Genomic DNA, 22,027 nt, shown 5'->3' with positions numbered 1-22,027 from the left:
CGAATTGATTGTTTCGTGGCTCTTGGGTAAAGAAAAAGGGCGGAAAGCTGATCGCTTTCCGCCCTTTTCATGCTGTGGAGCCTAGGAGATTCGAACTCCTGACATCCTGCTTGCAAAGCAGGCGCTCTACCAACTGAGCTAAGGCCCCGTATTCTGTTATCGAAAGATTTTCACTTTCCGAGGAATCCACACCTCGTCTTTGGAAAAGAATTGGCGGAAAGCTGATCGCTTTCCGCCAATCTAACCTGTGGAGCCTAGGAGATTCGAACTCCTGACATCCTGCTTGCAAAGCAGGCGCTCTACCAACTGAGCTAAGGCCCCGAAAAGCGTTAGGAAACCTTGTCGGTAACCTGTTGCCAGGTTTCCTTGATTTCCGAAGAATCCTTGACCTTCTTGATTAGGACTACCGCAGCAGCCGCAATCGTCCCGAGAATCAGGAGCTTTTTCATTCTACCCTCTTTCTCGTCGGTAAGGATTCGGTGGGCGTACCTGGACTTGAACCAGGGACCTCTTCGTTATCAGCGAAGCGCTCTAACCGCCTGAGCTATACGCCCTTACCTTTTTCATTCCCTTCGGAACGAAATAAAACTTTACCGGGGTTTGCATGAAGATACAAATCGAGCCCGGGTGTCATGCATCACAGCATCAATCCCGGGCTCGACTAGCACGTTCTTAGTCGTCGGTGAGGGTGACTCCGACGCCGCCAACGAGCGAGGAAGCAATGTTGTACAACACCGCTCCGAGCATCGAGAGCACGGAGATCACCACAACATTGATCACCGCGATGATCGTTGCGTACGAGGCCACCTGGCCCAGCGAGACGACATCTCGCAGGTCGAAGGTTCCCTCGGCGCCGATTGCGTCACGCATCAGCTGGTTGAAGGAATCGAAGGTTCCGGTCAAATCCAGCAGTGCCCAGATAGCAACGGATGCCACCACGGTGATCACACCGAAAGCTACCGAAAGCAGGAAGGCAAGTTTGAGTACCGAGAACGGTTCAACCTTCGAAGCTAGCAGTCGCGCCTTGCGCACCTTCGCCTTCGGTGCCGGGCGGACGAGGCGCTCCTGCGACTGGGTTGGGCGCTGCTGGCCGGTTCCCGGACGCGGTGCCCCGGCGGCTGGACGCGGTGCTCCGGAAGCTGGGCGCTGCTGTCCGGTCGGCGCCGGTCGGGCGCCGGTTGGACGGTTGCCATTCGAGGTTGGCGCTGGGCGCTTTACCTGGGTAGGTCGCGGCGCTGCGCTCTTCGGGGCGCTGCCACTTGGGCGAGGCGTCGAGGGCGTGCTCATGCGTTACCTCCGTTATCGGTGTCATCGCTCTGTGCGTCCGAAGCGATTTCAGGCACAGCAGATGACTCATCTGTCATGTTTTCTGAATTCAACGTTACGGCATCTTCCTCCAAGTTCTCTTCGAGCTCCGTCTCAGAGTTCTTGGCAACCGCAATAATATGGTCCTTCTTATCGGGCTTCGCAAAGATCACGCCCATGGTGTCGCGGCCCTTGGAAGGGACCTGCGAAACTGCCGAACGGACGACCTTGCCCGAGGCCATCACCACGAGCACCTCATCGCTGTTGTCAACGATCAACGCACCGACCAATTCGCCGCGTTCCTCGTTGAGTTTGGCGACCTTAATGCCCAAACCACCGCGTGATTGCACACGATATTCTTCGACCGTGGTGCGCTTCGCATAGCCCTCGTTGGTGACGGTGAAGACGAAGGAGTCCGCGCGGACCACCTCGGCGGCGAGCAGTTCGTCGTGCTCGCGGAACTTCATTCCGGTCACCCCGGAGGTGGCGCGGCCCATCGGACGCAGCGCCGTATCGTTCGCGGTGAAGCGCACCGACTGGCCCTTGCGTGAGACGAGCATCACGTCATCTGATTCGCTAACGAGCTGAGCGGAGACCAATTCGTCATCTTCGCGCAGGTTGATGGCGATCACCCCGGCGGTGCGGTTGGTGTCGTAATCCTCCAGCCGGGTCTTCTTCACCAGGCCGTTGCGGGTGGCGAGCATCAGGTACTCGGCATCCTGGTAGGTACGCAGATCCAGCACCTGGGCGATGTGCTCATCGGGCTGGAAGGCCATCACGTTGGCTACGTGCTGGCCCTTCGCGTCACGTCCTGCTTCGGCCAATTCATAGCACTTGGTGCGGTACACCCGGCCATGGTTGGTGAAGAACAGCAGGTAGTTGTGCGTGGAGGTGACGAAGAAGTGCTCCACCACATCATCCCCGCGCAAGTTGGCGCCCTTGATGCCCTTGCCGCCGCGCTGCTGCGAACGGTAGTTGTCGATACGGGTGCGCTTCACATAGCCGCCGCGGGTGATGGTGACCACCATTTCCTCTTCGGGAATCAGGTCCTCGACGTTCATATCGCCGTCGAAGCCCATGAGCACCTTGGTGCGGCGGTCGTCGCCGTGCTTGTCCACGATCTCGGCAAGTTCTTCTGAGACGATGGTGCGCTGGCGCTGCGGATCGCCGATGATTTCCTTGAATTCGGTGATCATCGTTTCCAGCTCGGCGTGGCGATCCTGGATCTTCTGGCGTTCCAGGGCGGCCAGCCGGCGCAGCTGCATGTCGAGGATGGCACGGGACTGCGCCTCGTCGATGTCCAGCAGTTCCATCAGTCCGTCGCGGGCCGCTTCGGTGGTGGAAGAGCGGCGGATCAACGCGATCACCTCGTCCAAGGCGTCCAAGGCCTTGAGCAGGCCGCGCAGGATGTGGGCCTCTTCTTCGGCCTTCTTCAGCCGGTACTTGGTGCGGCGCACGATCACTTCGATCTGGTGGGTCACCCAGTGGCGGATGAAGCCATCCAGCGGCAGGGTGCGCGGCACCCCGTCGACGATCGCGAGCATATTCGCGGAGAAGTTCGACTGCAGCTCGGTGTGCTTGTAGAGGTTGTTCAGCACCACCTTGGCCACGGCGTCGCGCTTGAGCACGATCACCAGGCGCTGGCCGGTACGGCCCGAGGTCTCGTCGCGCATATCGGCGATGCCGGCGATCTTTCCGTCGCGGACCAGCTCGGCGATCTTCACCGCGAGGTTATCCGGGTTCGCCATATACGGCAGTTCGGTGACCACCAGACAGGCGCGTCCCTGGATTTCCTCGACGTTGACCACTGCACGCATGGTGATCGAGCCACGGCCGGTGCGGTAGGCATCCGAGATGCCCTTGGTGCCCAGGATCATCGCGCCGGAAGGGAAGTCCGGGCCCTTGACCCGCTGCATCAGCGCGGCAAGCAGCTCTTCGCGGGAAACGTCGGGATTCTGCAGGTACCACTGCACGCCCTCGGCGACCTCGCGCAGGTTATGCGGCGGAATGTTGGTGGCCATGCCGACCGCAATGCCCGAGGAACCGTTGACCAAGAGGTTCGGGAACCGTGCCGGCAGCACCGATGGTTCCTGGTTCTTGCCGTCATAGTTGTCCTGGAAATCAACGGTGTCTTCGTTGATGTCGCGGACCATTTCCATGGCCAGCGGGGCCATCTTGGTTTCCGTGTAACGCTGGGCGGCGGCGCCATCGTTGCCCGGAGAGCCGAAGTTGCCCTGGCCCAGAGCCAGCGGGTAGCGCATCACCCAGTCCTGGATCAGCCGGACCAGCGCATCGTAGATCGCGGTGTCGCCGTGCGGGTGGTACTGGCCCATGACCTCGCCGACCACGCGGGCGCACTTATTGTATGAACGGTCCGGGCGGTAGCCGCCGTCGTACATTGCGTACAGCACGCGGCGGTGCACCGGCTTCAGCCCATCGCGCACGTCGGGCAGCGCGCGGCCCACGATCACGGCCATCGCGTAGTCGAGGTAGGACCGCTGCATTTCGGTCTGCAGATCGATCTGGTCGATCTTGTCGTGGCCCTCAAGTGCGGGCACGATTTCCCCGTCCAACGGTTCGTTCCCCGGGGTTTGCTCGTCGCTCATTTCATCCCTTTACAAGTCAAAATTCGTTACTGGTTATCGTTTCGCTGCGCGGAGCGCGAGTTAGATATCCAGGAAGCGCACGTCCTTGGCGTTCTGCTGAATGAAGTTGCGGCGGGACTCTACGTCCTCGCCCATCAGCACGGAGAAGACCTCATCCGCGGCGGCCGCGTCATCCATGGCCACCTGGCGCAGAACACGATGGGCCGGGTCCATGGTGGTGTCCCACAGCTCCGAGTAGTCCATCTCGCCCAGGCCCTTGTAGCGCTGGATGCCGTTTTCCTTCGGGATGCGCTTATTCGCGGCGGCGCCCTTGACCAGGGCATCATCGCGTTCGCGGTCCGTGAAGACGTACTCGTGGGCCGCGTTGGTCCACTTGATGCGGTACAGCGGCGGGCTGGCCAGGTACACGTAGCCGTGTTCAATCAGCGGACGCATGAAGCGGAAGATCAGCGTCAGCAGCAGCGTGGTGATGTGCTGGCCGTCGACGTCGGCGTCGGCCATCAGCACGATCTTGTGATAGCGCAGCTTGGCCATGTCGAATTCTTCGCCGATGCCGGTGCCGAAGGCGGTGATCATCGCCTGCACCTCGGCGTTGCCCAGCGCACGGTCCAGTCGGGCACGCTCGACGTTCAGGATCTTGCCGCGCAGCGGCAGGATGGCCTGGGTGTGCGGGTCGCGTCCGCGTTTGGCCGAGCCGCCTGCGGAGTCACCCTCGACGATGAACACCTCGCACTCGGCGGGGTTCTTCGAGGAGCAGTCCGAGAGCTTGCCGGGCATGCCGAAGGATTCCATCGGCGACTTGCGGCGCGCATTATCGCGTGCCTTGCGGGCTGCCATGCGCGCCTGGGAGGCGAGCTGGGCCTTGCGGATGATGTCGCGGGCCACATTCGGGTTGCGCTCGAACCAGTCGCCCAGTTCGTCGTTGACCACACCATGGACGAAGCCGCGGGCCATCGAGTTGCCCAGCTTGGTTTTCGTCTGGCCTTCGAACTGCGGTTCGGAAAGCTTCACCGAAAGCACCGCCGTCAACCCTTCGCGGGCATCATCCCCGGAGAGGTTGTCGTCCTTCTCGCGCAGGATCTTGTTCTCACGCGCGTAGCGGTTGAGCAGCCCAGTCAGCGCCGCGCGGAAGCCTTCCTCGTGGGTACCGCCCTCATGGGTGTTGATGGTGTTCGCGTAGGTATGCACCGATTCCGAGTAGGCGCTGGTCCACTGCATGGCGATTTCAACGCTGATGCCGCGGGCGGTGTCTTCGGCCTCGAAGGCGATGACCTCCTCGTGCACCAGCTCGACCTTCTTGGCGGAATTCAGGTGCTTGACGTAGTCCAGCAGGCCGTCCTTGTACAGGTAGTCGACCACGCGGGGCTTGACGACCTGGTTCTCCCGCTCTTCCTCGACCTCGGCTTCGACCTCTTCGACGACGCGTTCATCGGTCAGGCGGATACGCAGTCCCTTATTCAGGAACGCCATCTGCTGGAAGCGGGCACGCAGGGTTTCGAAGTCGAACTCCACGGTTTCGAAGATTTCCGGGTCCGGGTAGAACGTCTGGGTGGTGCCGGTGACGTCGGTTTCTTCGCCCTTGGTCAGCGGCAGGGTGGTGACCCCGCCGTTGGCAAAGGAAATCCGCCAGGCATGGCCCTTCTGGCGCACCACTGTATCGACGCGGCGGGAGAGGGCGTTGACCACGGAAATGCCCACACCGTGCAAACCGCCGGAAACCGCGTAGCTGCCTCCGCCGAATTTACCGCCGGCGTGCAGGATCGTCATGACGACCTCTACGGCAGGTTTCCCTTCGGTTGGGTGCATGTCGGTGGGAATGCCACGTCCATTGTCCTCGACACGGACACCACCATCGTCCTGCAAGGTGATGTCGATGGTGTCGCAGTAGCCTGCCAATGCCTCATCGACGGAGTTATCGACAACCTCGTACACCAGGTGGTGCAGGCCTCGTGGACCGGTGGAACCGATGTACATGCCCGGACGTTTGCGTACCGCTTCGAGTCCTTCGAGGACGGTAATGTCCTGGGCGCCATATGTGTGTTCGACTTTGGAAGTCATCGATTCCGCGGGTACTTGGCTTTCGGCCGGTTCCTGCGGTGAAGCGTTTTCGGTAGACACTTGTGCTACGAACTCCTCGAATTTGGCGCGCGATTCCCTGCCGCTCCTGAGTGAGGTGCGTATCAAGAAATCATGGTCGGGTGCAACGAGCGCAGGGCGTACCTGCACAACGCGCATTCACTACCGCTAATTCTACCGCGTTTGGCAAAATATATAGGGATCCTGAAGCTCAAATCGGCTGTGGCAGCCACAGAATCATCTCTCTGAGCCGTTGAGGGCGATCCGGTGAGGGGGGAGCCAGCCACCGGGTCCGTTAGAGCGCCATATGCCGTGCCAGCATTTTTATCCGTAGGTGTCCCGTGGTCCACGCCCGGCGACCGAACGCATTCCGTGCCGCCACGACGGGGCATTGGGGCCCAGAACCTTGATGACGGTCACGATCCCTGGGCCGAGTTCGGCATCGATTTTCTTCAAAATTTGGTGGCTGAGTAGGCGTAACTGAGTGGCCCAGGAGGTTGAGTCGCAGCGCACTACGACCACCGTATCTTCAAAGGATTCAGGTTTGCAGTGCGCCGCAACGTTTTCTCCGACAAGTTCTGCCCACCGGCCAAGAACCGAACCGACGGCAACTTGCGTATTCCAGCCACGGGATTTGGACATTCTGTTGACGATTTCGCCGATGGCATGCGGGTCCCGGGCAGATCCCACGCTTGCGGCGCCCTTGGGAGCGGCAAATCCGCGACGAGCCGTCTGCCGTTTCTTCACCCGTTCCATTCGGGCCGCATCGATTCTCGCTTCTCCGCGTTCCTCGGCAAGCTTGCGCATTCGATTGAGCAGCGCTTTAGCCGAGTCGAGCTCTTCCTCAGACATCGCTGACCCGGCCGGGGCTGACTTGGAAAAAATGCCCTTTCAAGGCTTCAGGGACATCGGCTGCAACCGCGGCCGTGACAAGAACTTGTTCGGCCCCGGACACAATATGAGCCAGCCTGTCCCGTCGAGTCGCATCCAGCTCCGCAAAGACATCATCGAGGATCAGGATCGGACCCGAGCCGGTTCGAGGATCGTCATCGCCAAAGACCCGGTAGGCTGCCAAACGCAAAGCGAGCGCAAACGACCAGGTTTCTCCATGTGAGGCATAGCCCTTCGCCGGGGTCGCACCCAAGGTCAACGTCAGATCGTCCCGATGTGGGCCGAAGAGAGAAATTCCGCGATCCAATTCGCGTGATCGGTTTGCTTCGATGGAATTTAGCAATAATTCCCGAATCTCGCCCTGGCCCATTCCCTCGAGATCGTTGACGGGAAGAGAATTCTCATCGGTCTCTCCCTCGAGCGAGGAGCGATAGATTGCACCGGCGTGCTTCTTGCCATCGGCGAGATCCGCATAGGCGGCTTCCATGTATGGACGCAATAGCGCCAAGACATTCAGCCGTCCACGGATGAGGCGTGCCCCGCAGTTCGCAAGCTGCATGTCCCAAGCCTGCAGGGTACTTTCCTGCGAGGAATTCAACTTGGATTTCCCGCGGATCGATTTCAGCAACGCATTGCGTTGCTTCACGATTCGCTCGTAGTCGTTTTTGGTGCCGGCTTCGATGGGCCGCAGGGAGATGAGCATCTCGTCCAGAAAGCGGCGACGGTTTGAGGGATCGCCCTTGATCAGGGCAAGGTCCTCAGGAGCAAAGAGGACCGTTCGAACGAGTCCGAGAATTTCACGTGCTCGCACCGGATTAGCCCGATTGATCCGGGCACGGTTGATCTTGCCGCTGGTAATTTCCACCTCGAGCGAGGAAGTCTGGGAACCGCGATGCAAGGTTCCGCGGATCAGTGCGCGTTCGGAACCGAATTGAATTAACGGGGCATCGTTACTGACCCGGTGCGAGGAAAGATTCGCTAGATAGCCGATGGCCTCAACAATGTTAGTTTTGCCCACACCGTTGGGGCCGACCAGCACATTAATGCCCGGGGCAAGTTGCACGTCGGCCTGCACGTACGAGCGAAAGCTCGTGAGGGAAAGCTGCGAGATATACACCGAGAGTCCTGGAATCTGCGGAGCGGTGGATGGCCAGGCCATCCACCGCGAGGTTGTTGCTAGTTCGAGTTTGGCAATCGAACTGGCATGACCAGGTACCGGTACTGGTCCTGATCGTCTTCGTCGATCTGCTTCTGACCGGTGATCATTGCAGGTTTAGGTGCGCTGGTGAAGGAGAAGCGCACGTAGTCGGTGTTGAAGGAGCCTAGGCCCTCGCTCAGGAACGTGGGGTTGAACGCCACGGTGATGTCTTCACCCCGAAGCGAAGCAACGATTGCCTCTTCGGCCTGGGCATCTTCGCCGGTTCCCGCATCCAGGGTCAGCTGACCGTCGGTGAAAGCCATGCGAACCGGGGTATTGCGTTCGGCAACCACTGAGACTCGGCGTACTGCTTCGATGAGATCGCTGGTACGAACGGTCGCATGGATGGGGGTGTTGTCCGGAAACAGCGAACGAATCTTTGGGTAGTCACCATTGATCAGCAGCGATGTGGTTCGGCGATTGGCGCTTTCGAAACCAATCATTTCGCCGTTGGGGCTGATAGCCAGCTTCAAATCACCGGCGCTCGAAAGCGTTTTCGCGACTTCACTCAAGGTTTTCGCCTTGATCAAGAATGAGGTAGAAACTTCTGGCTGGTTAGGGGACCAGTTCAGTTCGCGCATCGCCAAGCGGTAACGGTCGGTAGCCAGGAAGGTAATGAGATCGTTTACGATTTCTACCTTGATGCCGGTGAGAACCGGAAGAGTATCGTCTTTGGACGCAGCAACGATGACCTGCGATACGGCTTCGGAGAAGGCTTGTCCATTAATGGTTCCCGCAACTTCTGGAAGTGCAGGAAGCGTCGGGTATTCATCCACGGGCATGGTTGCCAAATGGAAACGAGAACGTCCACAGGAGACCGTAATCTTCGTGCCATCGGTTTCCAGGGTCACAGTTGAATTCGGCAAAGAGCGGGTAATTTCCGCAAGAAGCTTGCCAGAAACCAGCACTTCACCCTGTTCGGCTATGTCGGCAGGTATTTCAATATGGGAGGAGATCTCGTAATCAAAACCCTCAAGGCGGACGATGCCCTCATGGGTAGTGATCAAAATGCCAGCAAGCACTGGAGATGGTGGACGCTGCGCTAGAGACCTTGCGGTCCAAGAAACGGCGTCTGCCAATACATCCTTTTCAACGCTGAACTTCACGAAAAATCCGCCTTTCGGAACCCATAAGTCTTAAGTCAGGCCAAGAAGCTTGTTTCCCGCCAAGTTCTTAAGCATAGAGCAGGTAGCTACACGATATCTCCACTTAATCTTGCCACGACTTTCCCCGTGAAGCTTCATAGAAGGTTCCGGGGTGTGCAGTGCAGCGAACTTATGAACAAAAAATCGTTCAAAACGGGTGTACGGGGAGAGGACTCGTTATTTGGATGAATAAGTGTTTAAAGGAAGTAGTGTTAATAACCCCTGTGGATACTGTGGATAACCGTCTCGATCCCATAGATTGAACCAATTGTGCATGTGAACAATCTGTGACTGGGAGTGACACTCAGTTCCAGCACCCTGTTGAAACTCAGTGCCACTCTTTTCGCAGTCCACACTCGAGGGGCTTGTTATGCGCAGGTTGTCTCCAAGTACTCCACAGCCTTATCCACAGCTGTGATTTTCGTGAATTAGTGCTCGCGCTGGCTTTGTTTGATGCGGTTTGTCAGCTCCGTCACCTGGTTGAAGATCGCACGACGTTCGGCCATCAGTTCACGTATCTTGCGATCCGCGTGGATCACGGTGGTATGGTCACGTCCGCCGAGTTCGGCACCGATCTTTGGCAGAGACATGTCGGTCAACTCCCGCAGCAGGTACATAGCGATCTGACGTGCAGTGACCAGCGTTCGAGTACGTGATTTGCTGTTCAGCTCATCAATGCTCAAGCCGAAGTATTCGGCGGTCTGCTTGATGATGGTTGAGGGCGTGATCTCCTGGGCACCATCGGCGCTGATCAAATCCTTCAGAACGGTTTCGGCCAGGGCAAGGTCTACTTGCTGGTTATTCAATGAGGCGAAGGCCGTCACTCGAATGAGGGCACCCTCGAGCTCACGAATATTAGTAGAGATGCGTGAAGCGATGTATTCCATTACGTCGCCCGGGGCAGATAGGTTCTCGGCATCCGCCTTCTTGCGCAAGATCGCAATTCGAGTTTCCAGTTCAGGCGGCTGGATATCGGTAAGCAAACCCCATTCGAAGCGTGAACGCATTCGATCTTCAAAGCCCTGGAGCTGCTTAGGTGGCAAGTCGGAGGTGATCACTACCTGTTTATTGTGATTGTGCAGGGCATTGAAGGTGTGGAAGAACTCTTCTTGCGTCGCGTCCTTATTTGCCAAGAACTGAATATCGTCAATCAGCAGAATGTCGACATTGCGGTAGGTCTGTTTGAAACTGGCGCCCTCGTCATCACGGATGGAGTTGATGAAATCGTTGGTGAATTCTTCGGAATTCACGTAGCGAACACGAATGCCCTTGTAGAGGTGACGCGCGTAGTGCCCAATCGCATGAAGTAGGTGCGTCTTGCCCAAGCCAGAATCGCCATAGATGAATAGCGGGTTGTAGGCCTTTGCAGGAGCTTCGGCAACGGCAACGGCGGCCGCATGCGCAAAGCGGTTCGATGAGCCGATCACGAAGGTATCGAATATGTACTTCGGATTCAGGCGACCGAACTCTTGGGAATTCGAAGGGGGCGTTGGCTGGGGCGCCGGCTGTGGACGTGGGCCGGGAGTCTCCGGAACCGGGGCGGGTGTGGAAACAGGTGCTGGTTTTTCTTCGACCGGTTGTTCGACGTCTTCGGCCAAAGACAGGTCGACGCTTACCGCGCAACGAATATCGTCCTGGAAGACTTCGCGCAGTGCTTGATCCAGCGGCTCGCGCAGTTGAGTCTGCAGAATGTCGCGGGTGAGGTCGTTTGGCACTGCAACAAGAAGGGTGCTTCCGATGAGACCCTGGGGCTTGGCTAAGGACACAAACGGACGGTGGCGGGCCTTGACCCGATCGTCGTCTTCAATCTTGCGAATGACTTGGCGCCAGGAGCTCCCAATACTATTGGTCTCGTCGCTACTCACTAAGGGCGTCTCACTTCCATCATTTAATGCAATGTTGATCACACAAAACCCGATTTCGGGCTTTATTTTCGCCATTTTGGCGATGCCATCACCATTGATTCTATCCACTATCCACATGGTTATGCACAGTCCGGTGGAAAAAGTTAGCAGTTTGGCTGTGGAAAACGTCTTTTCCCTTGAAATCTAGGCTTTTCAGGGACGCCTTGACGTGGTTTTTCCTGCCAAAATGTGAGTTGCCTTTTGTTGAAAGCTGTCGTAATCCACAAGTTTGGGGTAGATTATTCACAGGTAACGCTCTGATATTCACAGGGACGCTGTTACCGCGCGCCAATTTGACCTACGGCTCGAATTTTCCTATCGTTATTCAGTCCTATGTGTGCGTTTTGTGACCTGCTCAGTTTTTAGAAGAGCCCGCGAAATCACGCATTTTATAAAGAACGAGCGTCAGCCTGTTGTTATCCAGCTAGCTAGTAGCGGGTACGGCGCATCACTTAAATTTCTTGGAGTGTCACCGTGAGCAAGCGGACTTTTCAGCCAAACAACCGTCGTCGTGCTAAGAAGCACGGTTTCCGTCTTCGTATGCGTACCCGTGCGGGTCGCGCAATCCTTTCGGCTCGTCGCGGCAAGAGCCGCACCGAGCTTTCCGCATAAATTTGTGGATCAGCTTTTGGCTGCATAGTTCTGATGGACTTAACTAGATCCGTCTAGGCCAAAAATGTTGCCAAAGAATCAGCGATTGCGCCTAGCGCAAGACCTTACAGTCACTGTACGTTCCGGCGCCCGAAGCGGACGCCGGAACGTCGTGCTATATGCACGCCCTCGCCCCGAAGGGGTCGTGGGGGACCGGTTTGGATTTATTGTCTCCAAGGCAGTGGGAATTGCGGTTAAGCGGAACCTGGCGAAACGTCGCATGCGCGAAGTTGCCCACGAGCTTAGGCGCGTGGATGGAAACCTGGATATCGTCGTTCGTGCCCTTCCTGGAGCCGCCGAGCTCTCCTGGGACGAGCTGCGAACGCAGGTTAACACTGCTTTCGCATCCGTGCTTCGTAAAACAGAGGTCCGCTGATGCGTAAGGACTTAGCTTTCCGAACCGGACCGGTGTGGTTCATCATTGATATTCCACGCAATCTTCTTATCGGGTTTCTTAAGTTCTACCGAAAGATCATCTCGCCAATTTATGGCGATGTATGCCGATACTTTCCTAGCTGTTCTGCCTATGGGCTCGAAGCGGTGACTCAGCATGGTGCCGTCAAAGGCATCGTTTTGACTGCCTGGCGGGTTCTCAGGTGCAATCCATTTTCCCACGGAGGCGTAGACCACGTTCCGGAGGGTCCACGGATTTGGCCTGAAGGTAAACTGCCGAGGATCATAGTTCTGAATCATCCTGTGATTCCCGACGATGAAGACGCCGCGGATAGCGGCCACAAGGAGCTTGACCGCTAATGAACTTTCTAGACACCATATTGACTCCGTTCACGTATTCCGTGTCGTGGGTCCTGTGGGCCTTCCACGAACTGTTCACCATCATGGGTATGGACGGGGGCTCGGGAGTGACCTGGACCTTGTCCATCATCTTCCTGGTTCTGCTCATCCGTACATTGCTGATTCCGGTCTTCGTCAAGCAGATCAAGAGCCAGCGTGCGATGCAGGCGCTGCAGCCCGACCTGCGCAAGCTCCAGGCGAAATACAAGGGCAAGACCGACCAGATGTCGCGTCAGGCCATGGTGCAAGAACAGCAGGCGCTGTTCAAGAAGCACAAGACCAACCCACTGTCTTCCTGCCTGCCTCTGCTCGTGCAGATGCCATTCTTCTTCGCACTCTTCCGCGTGCTTAACGAAGCTTCCCGTGCCAGCGATGACGGCCGTTCAATCGGTGCCTTGTCCGCAGATCACATCCGCAGCTTCGACCAGTCCTCGATCCTCGGGGCGCCGCTTTCCGAGACCTTCTTGGGCACCATCAACTCCGGTGCCATCAACTGGGCAGTAATCATCGTTGCTGTCATCATGATCCTCGCGATGACCGCCTCGCAGTTCTTCACCCAGCGCCAGCTGATGACCAAGAACATGAGCCAGGAAGCCCTGCAGGGCCCGTTCATGCAGCAGCAGAAGATGATGCTGTACATCTTGCCTCTGGTCTTCGGCATCGGTGGTATTAACTTCCCAATTGGCGTGCTGATCTACTGGACCGCATCGAACCTTTGGACCTTGGGACAGCAGTTCTGGGTCATTCGCAACAACCCAACTCCAGGCTCTGAAGCAGAACGCGAACTTAACGCTCGTCGCGCTGCCAAGGGTTTGCCTCCTGTGGGACAGAAGAAGCTGGATGAGTCCGAGACCCCAGCGATCGAAGAACCTAAGGGCCAGCGCGAGCAGCCAAAGCGTAAGAATCGCCGGAAGAAGTAGTCATGACTGCAACTGAGAACACCGAAGTAACTGAGCTGACCGATCAGGTCGAGCAAAATGAAGAGGTAGTCGACGAAGGCGATGTTGCCGCGGACTACCTAGAGGAACTGTTGGATATCGCCGATCTCGATGGCGACATCGACATCGAAATCCGTGGCGGACGAACGTACATTTCCATCGTTGCTGACGAAGCTACCACCGATCTGAACAGCCTCGTAGGCAAGGACGGTGAGGTACTCGATGCACTGCAGGAACTAACCCGCCTGGCTGCTCTCAATGCCACTGGCGAGCGTTCACGCCTAGTCTTGGACATCGCCGGCTACCGCTCAAACCGTGCCGAAGAACTGCAGCAGCTTGCCACGCAGGCCATCGCCGAAGCACGAAATTCGGGACAGCCAGTACACCTCGATCCGATGAGCGCGTACGAACGCAAGCTTGTTCACGATGTCATTGCGGATGCAGGACTACATTCGGAATCCGAAGGTGAATCCACCCGTCGGCACATCGTTGTATCGACGTTGGATAACTAAGTAATTCGCACCGCGCGTTTTCAATCGTTCAAAGGAACTATGCAATGACTGAGGACCTCAGCCTTACAGCAGCGGAGACCGTAGCTGCCGAGAAGATTTTCGGCGACCGACTGGATCTTGCTAAGCGCTACGTAGCGCACCTAGCTACGTCAGGCATTGAACGAGGGCTGCTTGGCCCGCGTGAAGTCCCTCGTCTGTGGTCCCGCCACGTGCTCAACTGTGCCGTGATCGAGTCGTTGATGGAGCGCGATGCTGAAGTAGCCGATGTAGGCAGCGGTGCGGGCCTGCCTGGCCTGTGCTTGGCCATCGCACGTCCGGATCTCAAGCTGACGCTGATTGAACCCTTAGAGCGCCGTTGCATCTGGCTTACAGAAGTGATCGACGACCTCGGTCTGGACAATGTGACCGTGATGCGTGGACGCGCCGAGCAGATGACTGAGACCATCAATGCCCGTTATGTGACTGCACGAGCGGTCTCGGCGTTGAGTAACCTTGCAGGCCTGACCATCCCATTGCTGCACGGTCAGGGTGACCTTATCGCCATCAAGGGACGTTCTGCCGCAGAAGAAATTGATAAGGCGCAGAAGGTTATTCGCAAGCTTGGTGGTACCGAAACCAAGGTAGTAACTGTCGGTGAAGACATGCTGGAAGAAGTCACCACGGTGGTTCAAATCAAGGTTGGTTAATACTTAGGCGTTAGTCTTTAAGTAGCTTTAGATGCGGAATAACCCAAGACCTGAGTATCTTTCGAAATTCAGATTGAACGCATACTAAGACGTTTGTTTTAGCGTGTTTCACGTGAAACATCGTCGGTGGGTTCATGGATTTTGGACGCATCATTTCACGAGGAGGAGTTTCACCTTTGTCCAAGGCTAAAGGTTCGTCGAGCAACGTTTTTGACTTTAATGATTCTTCTTCGCCGTTAGCTAGTCAGCTGGCCAATGAACACAGGCGCCGCGAAGCGATTTCGGAGCGCGAAGTCCCGACGCCGCCGAAGACTCGATACCTCACTATCTCCAACCAAAAGGGTGGAGTCGGCAAGACGACCACGGCAGTTAACCTTGCGGCGGGTTTGGCCAAGAGCGGACTGAACGTTCTAGTGATCGATATCGACCCGCAGGGCAATGCATCGACGGCACTAGGCATTGAGCATCACTCGGAAGTCGATAGCATTTACGACGTGCTTATCAATGACCTTCCTTTGGCAGATGTCATTGCGACTTGCCCTGACCTACCCACATTGGAAGTGGCTCCGGCAACTATTCACCTCGCGGGTGCTGAAATTGAACTAGTTTCTCTGGTGGCCCGAGAGCAGCGACTGCAGCGAGCATTGGATGACTATGCTCGCACTCGTCAACGCAAGGGACTTCCTCGTCTGGATTACGTCTTCATCGACTGCCCACCGAGTTTGGGTCTATTGACTGTCAACGCATTTGTGGCTGCCAGGGAAGTGCTCATCCCAATTCAGTGTGAGTACTACGCGTTGGAGGGTCTGAGCCAGCTTTTGAAGAATATAGAGATGATTCAAAAGCACTTAAATTCAAAATTAACTGTTTCCACGATACTGCTCACCATGTATGACGGCCGGACCAATTTGGCGGCTCAGGTAGCCAACGAAGTGCGGGAACATTTCCCAGAGCAAGTTCTCGGTGCTGTCATACCTCGATCTGTACGCATCTCGGAAGCCCCGAGTTACCAGCAGACCGTAATTACTTACGACCCGAGCTCTACCGGCGCGTTGTCTTATATGGAGGCAGCCATAGAGATCGCCGAACGAGCGGTAAAATCCTAAGATAGATCATTCTAGATAACAAGGTCTGAAATTCACTTGTTTTTCGTTGTTTTTAGGATAGAAGCTACGTCTTCAATAGACCCGTGACTCCCTAAAAGGAAAATTGTCAACATCCCCCTAGTTAGTCACGTAAACAGTAGACTAGTCGTGGGTTGAGAATTTGGATGAAAAGGAGTGCCGCTATATGGCTGACAAGAAGCGTGGCTTAGGCAGAGGGCTTGGTGCGCTGATTTCCAGTTCGCCATCCGGGGCTGTGACAGAGATTAAAGACGATGTTTCACGTGAAACATCGACACCTGCCTCCGACCAGAGCAAGACAAAGACAGCTCGTCCTGTAGACATGTTCTTTGAGCCGGGACGCAAGTCGGCTTCCTCTGCGCCGAAGGCGGCACCTGCAAAGAGTGCGAAGAAGCCTCGGGCGGCAATGCCTGGACTCAACACGACTGTCGCGCCGCGCAAGACCGAACCTGTCCCGCAGAGTAACGATCGGGGAACGGTGCTGGAGGAGCCAGCAAATGGCTTGGTAGACGTACCGGGAGCTCGTTTTGCTGAACTCAGCGTTGACCAGATTCATCCGAACCGTAAGCAACCCCGAACAAATTTTGACCAGGAACATATGGATGAACTCATCCATTCGATTCGGGAAATTGGCCTGCTCCAGCCAATTGTTGTTCGCCCCTCGCGCGAAGACAACGATGCACCGTACGAACTGGTCATGGGTGAGCGTCGCTGGAGGGCGACCCAGGCCGCAGGACTGTCTACGATTCCGGCTATCGTCCGAGATACGCTGGATACCGACCTACTTCGTGATGCACTTCTTGAGAATCTTCACCGTTCGCAGCTCAACCCACTTGAAGAGGCCGCGGCTTACCAGCAGCTTCTTGAAGAATTCAATTGCACTCAAGAAGTACTTTCGGATCGCATTGGGCGATCACGCTCGCAGATTTCGAACACAATCCGGCTGATGAAGCTGCCAGCCCTAGTGCAGCGACGAGTGGCCGCCGGCGTATTATCAGCCGGGCACGCACGTGCACTACTCGGTTTATCCAATGGTGAAGCTATTGAGCAGCTTGCACAACGTATCGTCAATGAAGGTTTGTCAGTCCGTGCTACGGAGGAGGCGGTAGCACTTAGCGGTGATAAGCCAGCTAAGAAGACCGTTAAACCACGAGAGAACCAACGTAACGAGCGACTTGATTTTTTGGCCACGTCGCTGGCTGATCGTTTGGACACAAGCGTCAAGATCCAATTAGGTAGCAAAAAAGGTAAAGTCAGCATCGAATTTGCCTCGGTTGAGGACCTGAATAGAATCATGGAAGTCTTAGATCCGGATTTGAAGAAGTAGCTTCTTGCTCTAGCGGCGTCGGGTATGTTTCACGTGAAACATACCCGACGCCGCTATTTCTTATCCACCTACGTGCAGCGAGCCGGACATTCTGGTCGCCCCTTGCGCGCTCACTAACGGGTCAAACTTGCCGCGACTGGAGGAGTTGCCCAAACTAGGCTGTACATGGCTTCTGAGGGGCTGCACAGAGCCGCACGGGCCCCTAGAAGGCCAGCATCATTAGCCGAGGATGATGCACCCCTGTCAGCCGAGGAAACAGATCAGTGGTGACCCGTGAAAACACATATACCGAAAAGCGGAACACTCCGGCGCCTGACAGTTCTCTACTTAGTATTCGGACTCCACCCAATCTTGACCTCATTGAACCGTGATTGGCTTTGCTAAACCAAAAAACGGTCCGATATAACTTGTTTGATCTAGGATTCCTTGTGGCTGAAGTCTCTTCTCAATCAGTACTGTTGAAACCGTTGTTTTGATTCGCGCAGGCAAACCCTCAAGTGTTCACCTTCGGAGCTGTCAGTAGTCTGCTCGTTGGTCGCGTAGTCGTGGATACACGAGGGCGGTAGCTGCACCTCTGATTGAAGCAATTTTCGACGCCTAGCATGAATGTCATATCGAATGCTCTTGAACAAGCTCACATGAGGGTAGGTCAAGCCGCAACAAGCTAGACTCTATGCCGTTCAAGGTGCACTTGGGATAATCTGATGGTTGGCTCAGCATGGATGCGTAGAGCTGGGAGACGCAATAAGTGATCAAGTCGTTTACTACTCGAATTTGGCCATGACTGATAGATGCACGATAGGGGAGCCGTTGACCATCTGGGTGGCCCAGTCGTGTTCATATAATGCGACGGTTAACAGCAGTATCTATCTTGAAGTGTGTCGTGGATAAGAAGGCGGACTTTGATCATTCGAACGGCGAATGCGATGGCTTAGAAGGTTGTCGCTATAGGTGACCGTTGATGTACATTTCCGCTGTCTGCCTTTGGGCGGTCCTTCATGGCCGCCAACAGGTTCCTGTCGCTTGAAGGGGTGCCAACTAATTTCCGGGAAAACGACGATCATGTTTTGAGAACTCATGACTGGTGAATATTAGTAGACTTGGGGATCATGCAGTATTGCCTTTAGGAGCCAGCGTTATTGCCGCTGTGGACCAGTAGTCCTTGTCGAAAAGCGATTAAGACTATGCAGCGAACATATCTTGATTCGAGCGGGGAAATATTGCGGTTCTTGCCTTCGGGGGTGTCCCATATTGTGACTTCGCCAGGGCTCGGAATTATTCGTTAAAGGCGGTTCCAGTAAACTCAGGTAGGAACCAACGGCGCGATTGAATACCGGAAGAATGAGTTTCTGTCAGAGGTCAGTCATTCACTAGACTCGAATACTGCGCCGATACCTTCCTAACGGGGGTGGTGCCGTAGGCTACGTGATCCAGGGGATCGGTTAGGGCGACTTGGATGACCAGTGATTATTGATCCCACTGGGATCCGCTGATCTACTTAGTTTCATTACCTAGAACCGTTGAATAGCCAGTTGCTCGGGACCCTAAGTGCAGCCTAGGGGTGGCACATAAGCATCATCCATGCTGTGAGGCCCACCAGCCTTCGGAGTTGCGCATCCTGTGGTAACTCAGTGCTTCATCAATTCTGTACCGTCAACGGACTACGGGCATGATTTTCTTGTGAACAGGCCGAGCAATGATTGCATCAGCATTGTCCGTGGACAGCGATTTTCATTTTCGTCGCATCGCGTATAGCTGTCCATCGTAATTTTGGAGTCCGAGAACAAGTAGGTTTATAGCTGTTCGGCACCAGCAAAGACTCAGCGGCTTGAAAGAACCCAGTTGCCAGCGTTCGAAAGAAGGAACCGGCATTCCCTCTTTCTCAAGGATGGTAGATAACCGAAGGGTTCTTCCTTCTTGGCGTCGAAGTAATCGAGGCGCGTTGAACGGATTGTGTTGCTTCCTCGCTAGCTCGGGAGCGTTCATGCGACTCTAGAAGTCCGTATAGAAAGGCAATGTTCGGTGGCTCGCAAGGCTCCGAAAACTCATGTATCCAGGAATAGAATCATCGGCTTTTCAGTGGCGTCGAGGACGCTGATATTTGACCGTAGGTTTAATCCGGGTTCCGAATGCTCGAGCGTAGTTGGTTCAAAATTGGGAGGCGCGACTGATGCTGGTTCCGTCAAATCTCTGATTTGTATTCAAAAAATCAGAATATCTTGGAGGCGAGGCATGCGCTGTTTCACGTGAAACATGGCGCCATGGATCGGCTGGCATCGGAAGTAGTTTTGCGTTGATGGGGCTCATGGAAATTCCCCAGAGTTGATTACCGAAATTCCCCAGCTCACGAGAGCTGAACTAGCAGAGTTGCTTGCGTCCCGGTAGTGGCCTTTCTGAGTTGTTGGGCGGCATGATGATTGTGCAACCGATACGATTCCCCCGTCGAGGTTCAGCACCACGGACCGAGGCAAAAGCTTGCCGAGCATGGGCTCGGCAAGGGTGGCATCCCCGATGATCTCGCTCCAAGCACCAACAGGCCGATTGGTCGTGATGACGATACTGGTTTTCAAATACCGCTGATTGCTCACCTTGAACAGGGCCGAAGCCGACGCCCCGGGAGTGGGAGGGTACCCAGCTCGTCAATGATCAATAGCGTGGGGCCGGCGAAGTAGCGCATGGTCGATGACCAGTGCCCGTCGATGGCGGCCTTGTGGCAGCGTGCGGCCAGTTCGGCCGCGGAGGCGAAATGGACGCGGTATCCGGCTCCCCGCTGCCCGCCCCAGGCCCGCGCGAGGTGCGTTTTCCGCACGCCGGGCGGGTCAATCAGCAGGACGTTAGTCGCCGTCTCGATCCACCGACACGTTCCCGGTTCGTTGAGCAGGGACAGGTCAATGCCCTGGGCAAGGACAAGATCGAAGGTGTCCAGCCGTGCCTCGGTGGGAAGGCTGGCGAAACGCAGTCTGCCGGCCAGCCTCCTGGATTCTTCCCTGTCGATGTCCACGGACATGACCCGGGCAGGGCTTCAGCCGAGGCCGTAAGCGTGTGCACGGTCAGGTAGGACGCAGCTGTTGGTAGATGCACGTCTGGGGCGGATCGGCCAAGGAGATTGAGGTGCTCTCGTTCATGAGAGTCGGGTCCTTCCCTGGGCGGCGCGTTCGTAGGCGGCCAAGGGATTCGTAGCAGATGCCAAGGTGTACTAAGGTGTTTCGCGAAGGACTGCGGCGGCAGCCAGGGGCTCGATTCCCCGCGGGATCCGTTTCCTGCGACGATGGGGACGTGCGGTGTTGGCCCCGGCCATGGACGCCTGGTTCAACGCGATCACGTTGCCCATGTCCCTGATGGTGTCACCCAATCTGTTGGCCGCGCGCTGGTGTCGGGCAATAACGGTTCCGTCTGTGACTGCGATATCGAGATGGCCGGTGCCCAAACGGTGGCTGATCATCACTTGGGCGGCTGCCTCGAGGCGGTGCGGATTTCGGTCTGGATCACCGGGCACGGGGCGGCCGGGGAGCCGAGGTGCTCGGCGGCGGACATGGCCTTGCACGTGGTTTTCCCCGCGGGGATGCGTCTGTCGCGTGCATCTTGGGAGGCGGCAAAGCACTAGACGGAGCTCTGCGCCTATTCGAAGGTGGTCTCATCAGGCAAGGTCCGACACCACCTTGGGCGGCGGTGTGGTTGTTTTTCTCCATCACGCACTAGCGTTGTTCCGAACGAGGAGGACGCGCTGCTATCTGGACCCATAGTGCTTGGTGTAGGTCGCGAACTCGGTGTTATCGTCCCTGCTGGAGACGTTATAGACCGTGGACAGTCGGTCAATACACCAGAACTTGTTCACCCCGCCGAGCAGATCCTGCATGATGATCATCGCCTCGAAGAAGTGCCGTTGGTCCATAGACGGCGCCAGCACGGACCGTCATTGGCCCGAGTCCGCCAAGGACCGGATCAGCAGCAACACTTCCTTCATGCCTCATCCGGCGGGCGGATCGGGCAGCTCGAGAAAATCCCATTGGGTTTCTTCACCGGGAGGGTACTCGTTGACGGCGTTGGTCGTTGCAGCACGCTCTTGCAGGATTGGCAGGCAGGACGCAGGTTCCGGGCCCGAATATTTCTCGTCAATGACGGGTAGGAAAGTGCGAAATTGAAGTTCTGCAGCTCGTCCATCGGTGTTTGCGCCCAGAGGTGTAGATCTTCGATCAGGCGTGTCCTGATGTAGTCATCGAAGGCGTCGACCGGGTCGGTGGTGCGTTGGCGTTTCCCGGTTTCCCGTTGCCCGGTGAGGTACGCACTTATGGTCTTGCGGTCACGCCCGTGCGGCGGGCGATCTCACTGATGCTCATTCTTTTTCAACGCGTGGATATCCACGTCTTTCCTCCGTTCAACATGGAAGTGCGGGCCTTTCTCAAGAACTGGTGTGTGGTCAGAGGCCATCAGTTTCGAGGAAGGCCCGCCCTCATGGGCGGGTCAACACGAGGTGGAGAATTTCGGTGAGCAGAAGTGGGGAATTTCAGTGAGCGTGATCAGCTTCCAGTACGTCGAACAATCAGTACATGTGCGAATCGAAATGTAAATCCTTGATGTGCAGGGGAGAGGCGCCTGTTAAACGCCCGGTGTCTGCCATTCGTTCTCGTTTGCAGGTAGTCGGGTATTTGCCTATTCGAGAGTTACTTGGAGTTTCGCTCAAATACGATGACTGTGCACTTGTGATTATTCGCCGACAGTCGGCCTGGGACAAGAGGCCGCTTATTCAGATGTGGTACTCGACGCATCGATGCGAACATTCAATCGAAGCACTGGCTGCTCCCGCCGTGACTCTGGAACTCACTACGAGTAATCGGGCAGATCCACCAGGTCCTCTCATGTCACCTGCGACGT

Annotated in this window: 18 protein-coding genes, 3 tRNA genes and 1 pseudogene; 8 read left to right on the top strand and 14 right to left on the bottom strand. The window is 56.3% G+C overall.

Features of this window, described 5'->3' with window-relative positions; genetic code table 11:
* Positions 1–75 precede the first annotated feature (75 nt).
* The 11 genes from ACT3TP_RS17125 to dnaA form a co-directional block, all read right to left on the bottom strand.
* Positions 76–148 (bottom strand) — tRNA-Ala (locus ACT3TP_RS17125).
* A 100-nt stretch (positions 149–248) separates the two neighbouring features.
* Positions 249–321: transfer RNA gene (locus ACT3TP_RS17120), tRNA-Ala, on the bottom strand.
* Between the two features lie 8 nt (positions 322–329).
* The gene (locus tag ACT3TP_RS17115; RefSeq protein ID WP_217990318.1) at positions 330–449 is read right to left on the bottom strand and encodes a DLW-39 family protein; all 120 of its coding nucleotides are present in this window, start codon (positions 447–449) and stop codon (positions 330–332) included.
* Between the two features lie 31 nt (positions 450–480).
* Positions 481–554 (bottom strand) — tRNA-Ile (locus ACT3TP_RS17110).
* Positions 555–672: 118 nt separating this feature from the next.
* Positions 673–1,287, bottom strand: a complete 615-nt coding sequence (locus ACT3TP_RS17105) for a DUF3566 domain-containing protein (protein WP_096282914.1) — start codon at positions 1,285–1,287, stop codon at positions 673–675.
* A complete protein-coding gene (gyrA, locus tag ACT3TP_RS17100) occupies positions 1,284–3,911 on the bottom strand; it encodes a DNA gyrase subunit A (RefSeq protein WP_096282913.1) in 2,628 nt (875 codons plus the stop codon). The genes ACT3TP_RS17105 and gyrA overlap by 4 nt, the downstream gene beginning before the upstream one ends.
* Positions 3,912–3,971: 60 nt before the next feature.
* A complete protein-coding gene (gyrB, locus tag ACT3TP_RS17095) occupies positions 3,972–5,969 on the bottom strand; it encodes a DNA topoisomerase (ATP-hydrolyzing) subunit B (RefSeq protein WP_217990321.1) in 1,998 nt (665 codons plus the stop codon).
* A 342-nt stretch (positions 5,970–6,311) separates the two neighbouring features.
* The gene (locus ACT3TP_RS17090) at positions 6,312–6,839 is read right to left on the bottom strand and encodes a DUF721 domain-containing protein (RefSeq protein WP_096282912.1); all 528 of its coding nucleotides are present in this window, start codon (positions 6,837–6,839) and stop codon (positions 6,312–6,314) included.
* Complete coding sequence (gene recF, locus ACT3TP_RS17085; protein ID WP_444621141.1) at positions 6,832–7,995, bottom strand: DNA replication/repair protein RecF; 1,164 nt, start codon at positions 7,993–7,995, stop codon at positions 6,832–6,834. Before recF ends, ACT3TP_RS17090 begins: the two co-directional genes overlap by 8 nt.
* A 59-nt stretch (positions 7,996–8,054) precedes the next feature.
* Positions 8,055–9,182 carry a DNA polymerase III subunit beta gene (gene dnaN, locus ACT3TP_RS17080; protein WP_096282911.1) on the bottom strand — a complete coding sequence of 376 codons (1,128 nt, stop codon included), beginning with the start codon at positions 9,180–9,182 and terminating at the stop codon, positions 8,055–8,057.
* A gap of 467 nt (positions 9,183–9,649) precedes the next feature.
* Positions 9,650–11,086, bottom strand: coding sequence for a chromosomal replication initiator protein DnaA (gene dnaA, locus ACT3TP_RS17075; RefSeq protein ID WP_096282910.1), 1,437 nt, complete (start codon positions 11,084–11,086; stop codon positions 9,650–9,652).
* Between the two features lie 513 nt (positions 11,087–11,599).
* Between dnaA and rpmH the strand changes: the two genes are divergently transcribed.
* The 8 genes from rpmH (at position 11,600) to ACT3TP_RS17035 (ending at position 17,155) form a co-directional block, all read left to right on the top strand.
* Positions 11,600–11,737 (top strand): 50S ribosomal protein L34, encoded by a 138-nt coding sequence (gene rpmH, locus ACT3TP_RS17070; RefSeq protein WP_096257183.1) that lies wholly within the window; start codon positions 11,600–11,602, stop codon positions 11,735–11,737.
* 64 nt (positions 11,738–11,801) lie between these two features.
* Entirely contained in the window at positions 11,802–12,152 is a 351-nt protein-coding gene (rnpA, locus tag ACT3TP_RS17065; RefSeq protein ID WP_096282908.1) for a ribonuclease P protein component, read from the top strand.
* A complete protein-coding gene (gene yidD / locus ACT3TP_RS17060; RefSeq protein WP_096282907.1) occupies positions 12,152–12,529 on the top strand; it encodes a membrane protein insertion efficiency factor YidD in 378 nt (125 codons plus the stop codon). Before rnpA ends, yidD begins: the two co-directional genes overlap by 1 nt.
* Positions 12,529–13,488, top strand: coding sequence for a membrane protein insertase YidC (gene yidC, locus ACT3TP_RS17055; RefSeq protein ID WP_096282906.1), 960 nt, complete (start codon positions 12,529–12,531; stop codon positions 13,486–13,488). The genes yidD and yidC overlap by 1 nt, the downstream gene beginning before the upstream one ends.
* Positions 13,489–13,490: 2 nt before the next feature.
* Positions 13,491–14,018 (top strand): Jag family protein, encoded by a 528-nt coding sequence (locus ACT3TP_RS17050; RefSeq protein ID WP_096282905.1) that lies wholly within the window; start codon positions 13,491–13,493, stop codon positions 14,016–14,018.
* Between the two features lie 44 nt (positions 14,019–14,062).
* Complete coding sequence (gene rsmG, locus ACT3TP_RS17045; RefSeq protein ID WP_096282904.1) at positions 14,063–14,704, top strand: 16S rRNA (guanine(527)-N(7))-methyltransferase RsmG; 642 nt, start codon at positions 14,063–14,065, stop codon at positions 14,702–14,704.
* Between the two features lie 134 nt (positions 14,705–14,838).
* Positions 14,839–15,810 carry a ParA family protein gene (locus ACT3TP_RS17040; RefSeq protein WP_255248295.1) on the top strand — a complete coding sequence of 324 codons (972 nt, stop codon included), beginning with the start codon at positions 14,839–14,841 and terminating at the stop codon, positions 15,808–15,810.
* A 184-nt stretch (positions 15,811–15,994) separates the two neighbouring features.
* Positions 15,995–17,155: a ParB/RepB/Spo0J family partition protein gene (locus ACT3TP_RS17035; RefSeq protein ID WP_096282900.1), complete on the top strand. Its 1,161-nt coding sequence runs from the start codon at positions 15,995–15,997 to the stop codon at positions 17,153–17,155.
* 2,303 nt (positions 17,156–19,458) lie between these two features.
* On the opposite strand, the pseudogene ACT3TP_RS17030 reads toward ACT3TP_RS17035, so the two are convergent.
* The 3 genes and pseudogenes from ACT3TP_RS17030 to ACT3TP_RS17020 all read right to left on the bottom strand — a co-directional run bounded on the left by ACT3TP_RS17030 (position 19,459) and on the right by ACT3TP_RS17020 (position 21,047).
* A pseudogene (locus tag ACT3TP_RS17030) lies at positions 19,459–20,162 on the bottom strand (ATP-binding protein).
* A 189-nt stretch (positions 20,163–20,351) separates the two neighbouring features.
* The gene (locus tag ACT3TP_RS17025; RefSeq protein WP_444621140.1) at positions 20,352–20,600 is read right to left on the bottom strand and encodes a hypothetical protein; all 249 of its coding nucleotides are present in this window, start codon (positions 20,598–20,600) and stop codon (positions 20,352–20,354) included.
* Positions 20,601–20,882: 282 nt separating this feature from the next.
* Entirely contained in the window at positions 20,883–21,047 is a 165-nt protein-coding gene (locus tag ACT3TP_RS17020; protein WP_255248292.1) for a hypothetical protein, read from the bottom strand.
* Positions 21,048–22,027 lie beyond the last annotated feature (980 nt).

The sequence above is a fragment of the Glutamicibacter sp. AOP38-B1-38 genome (assembly GCF_052377485.1).
Classification (GTDB): Bacteria; Actinomycetota; Actinomycetes; order Actinomycetales; family Micrococcaceae; genus Glutamicibacter.
The sequence above is the reverse complement of the archived record's forward strand: the minus strand, read 5'-3'. Positions and strand labels throughout refer to the sequence as shown.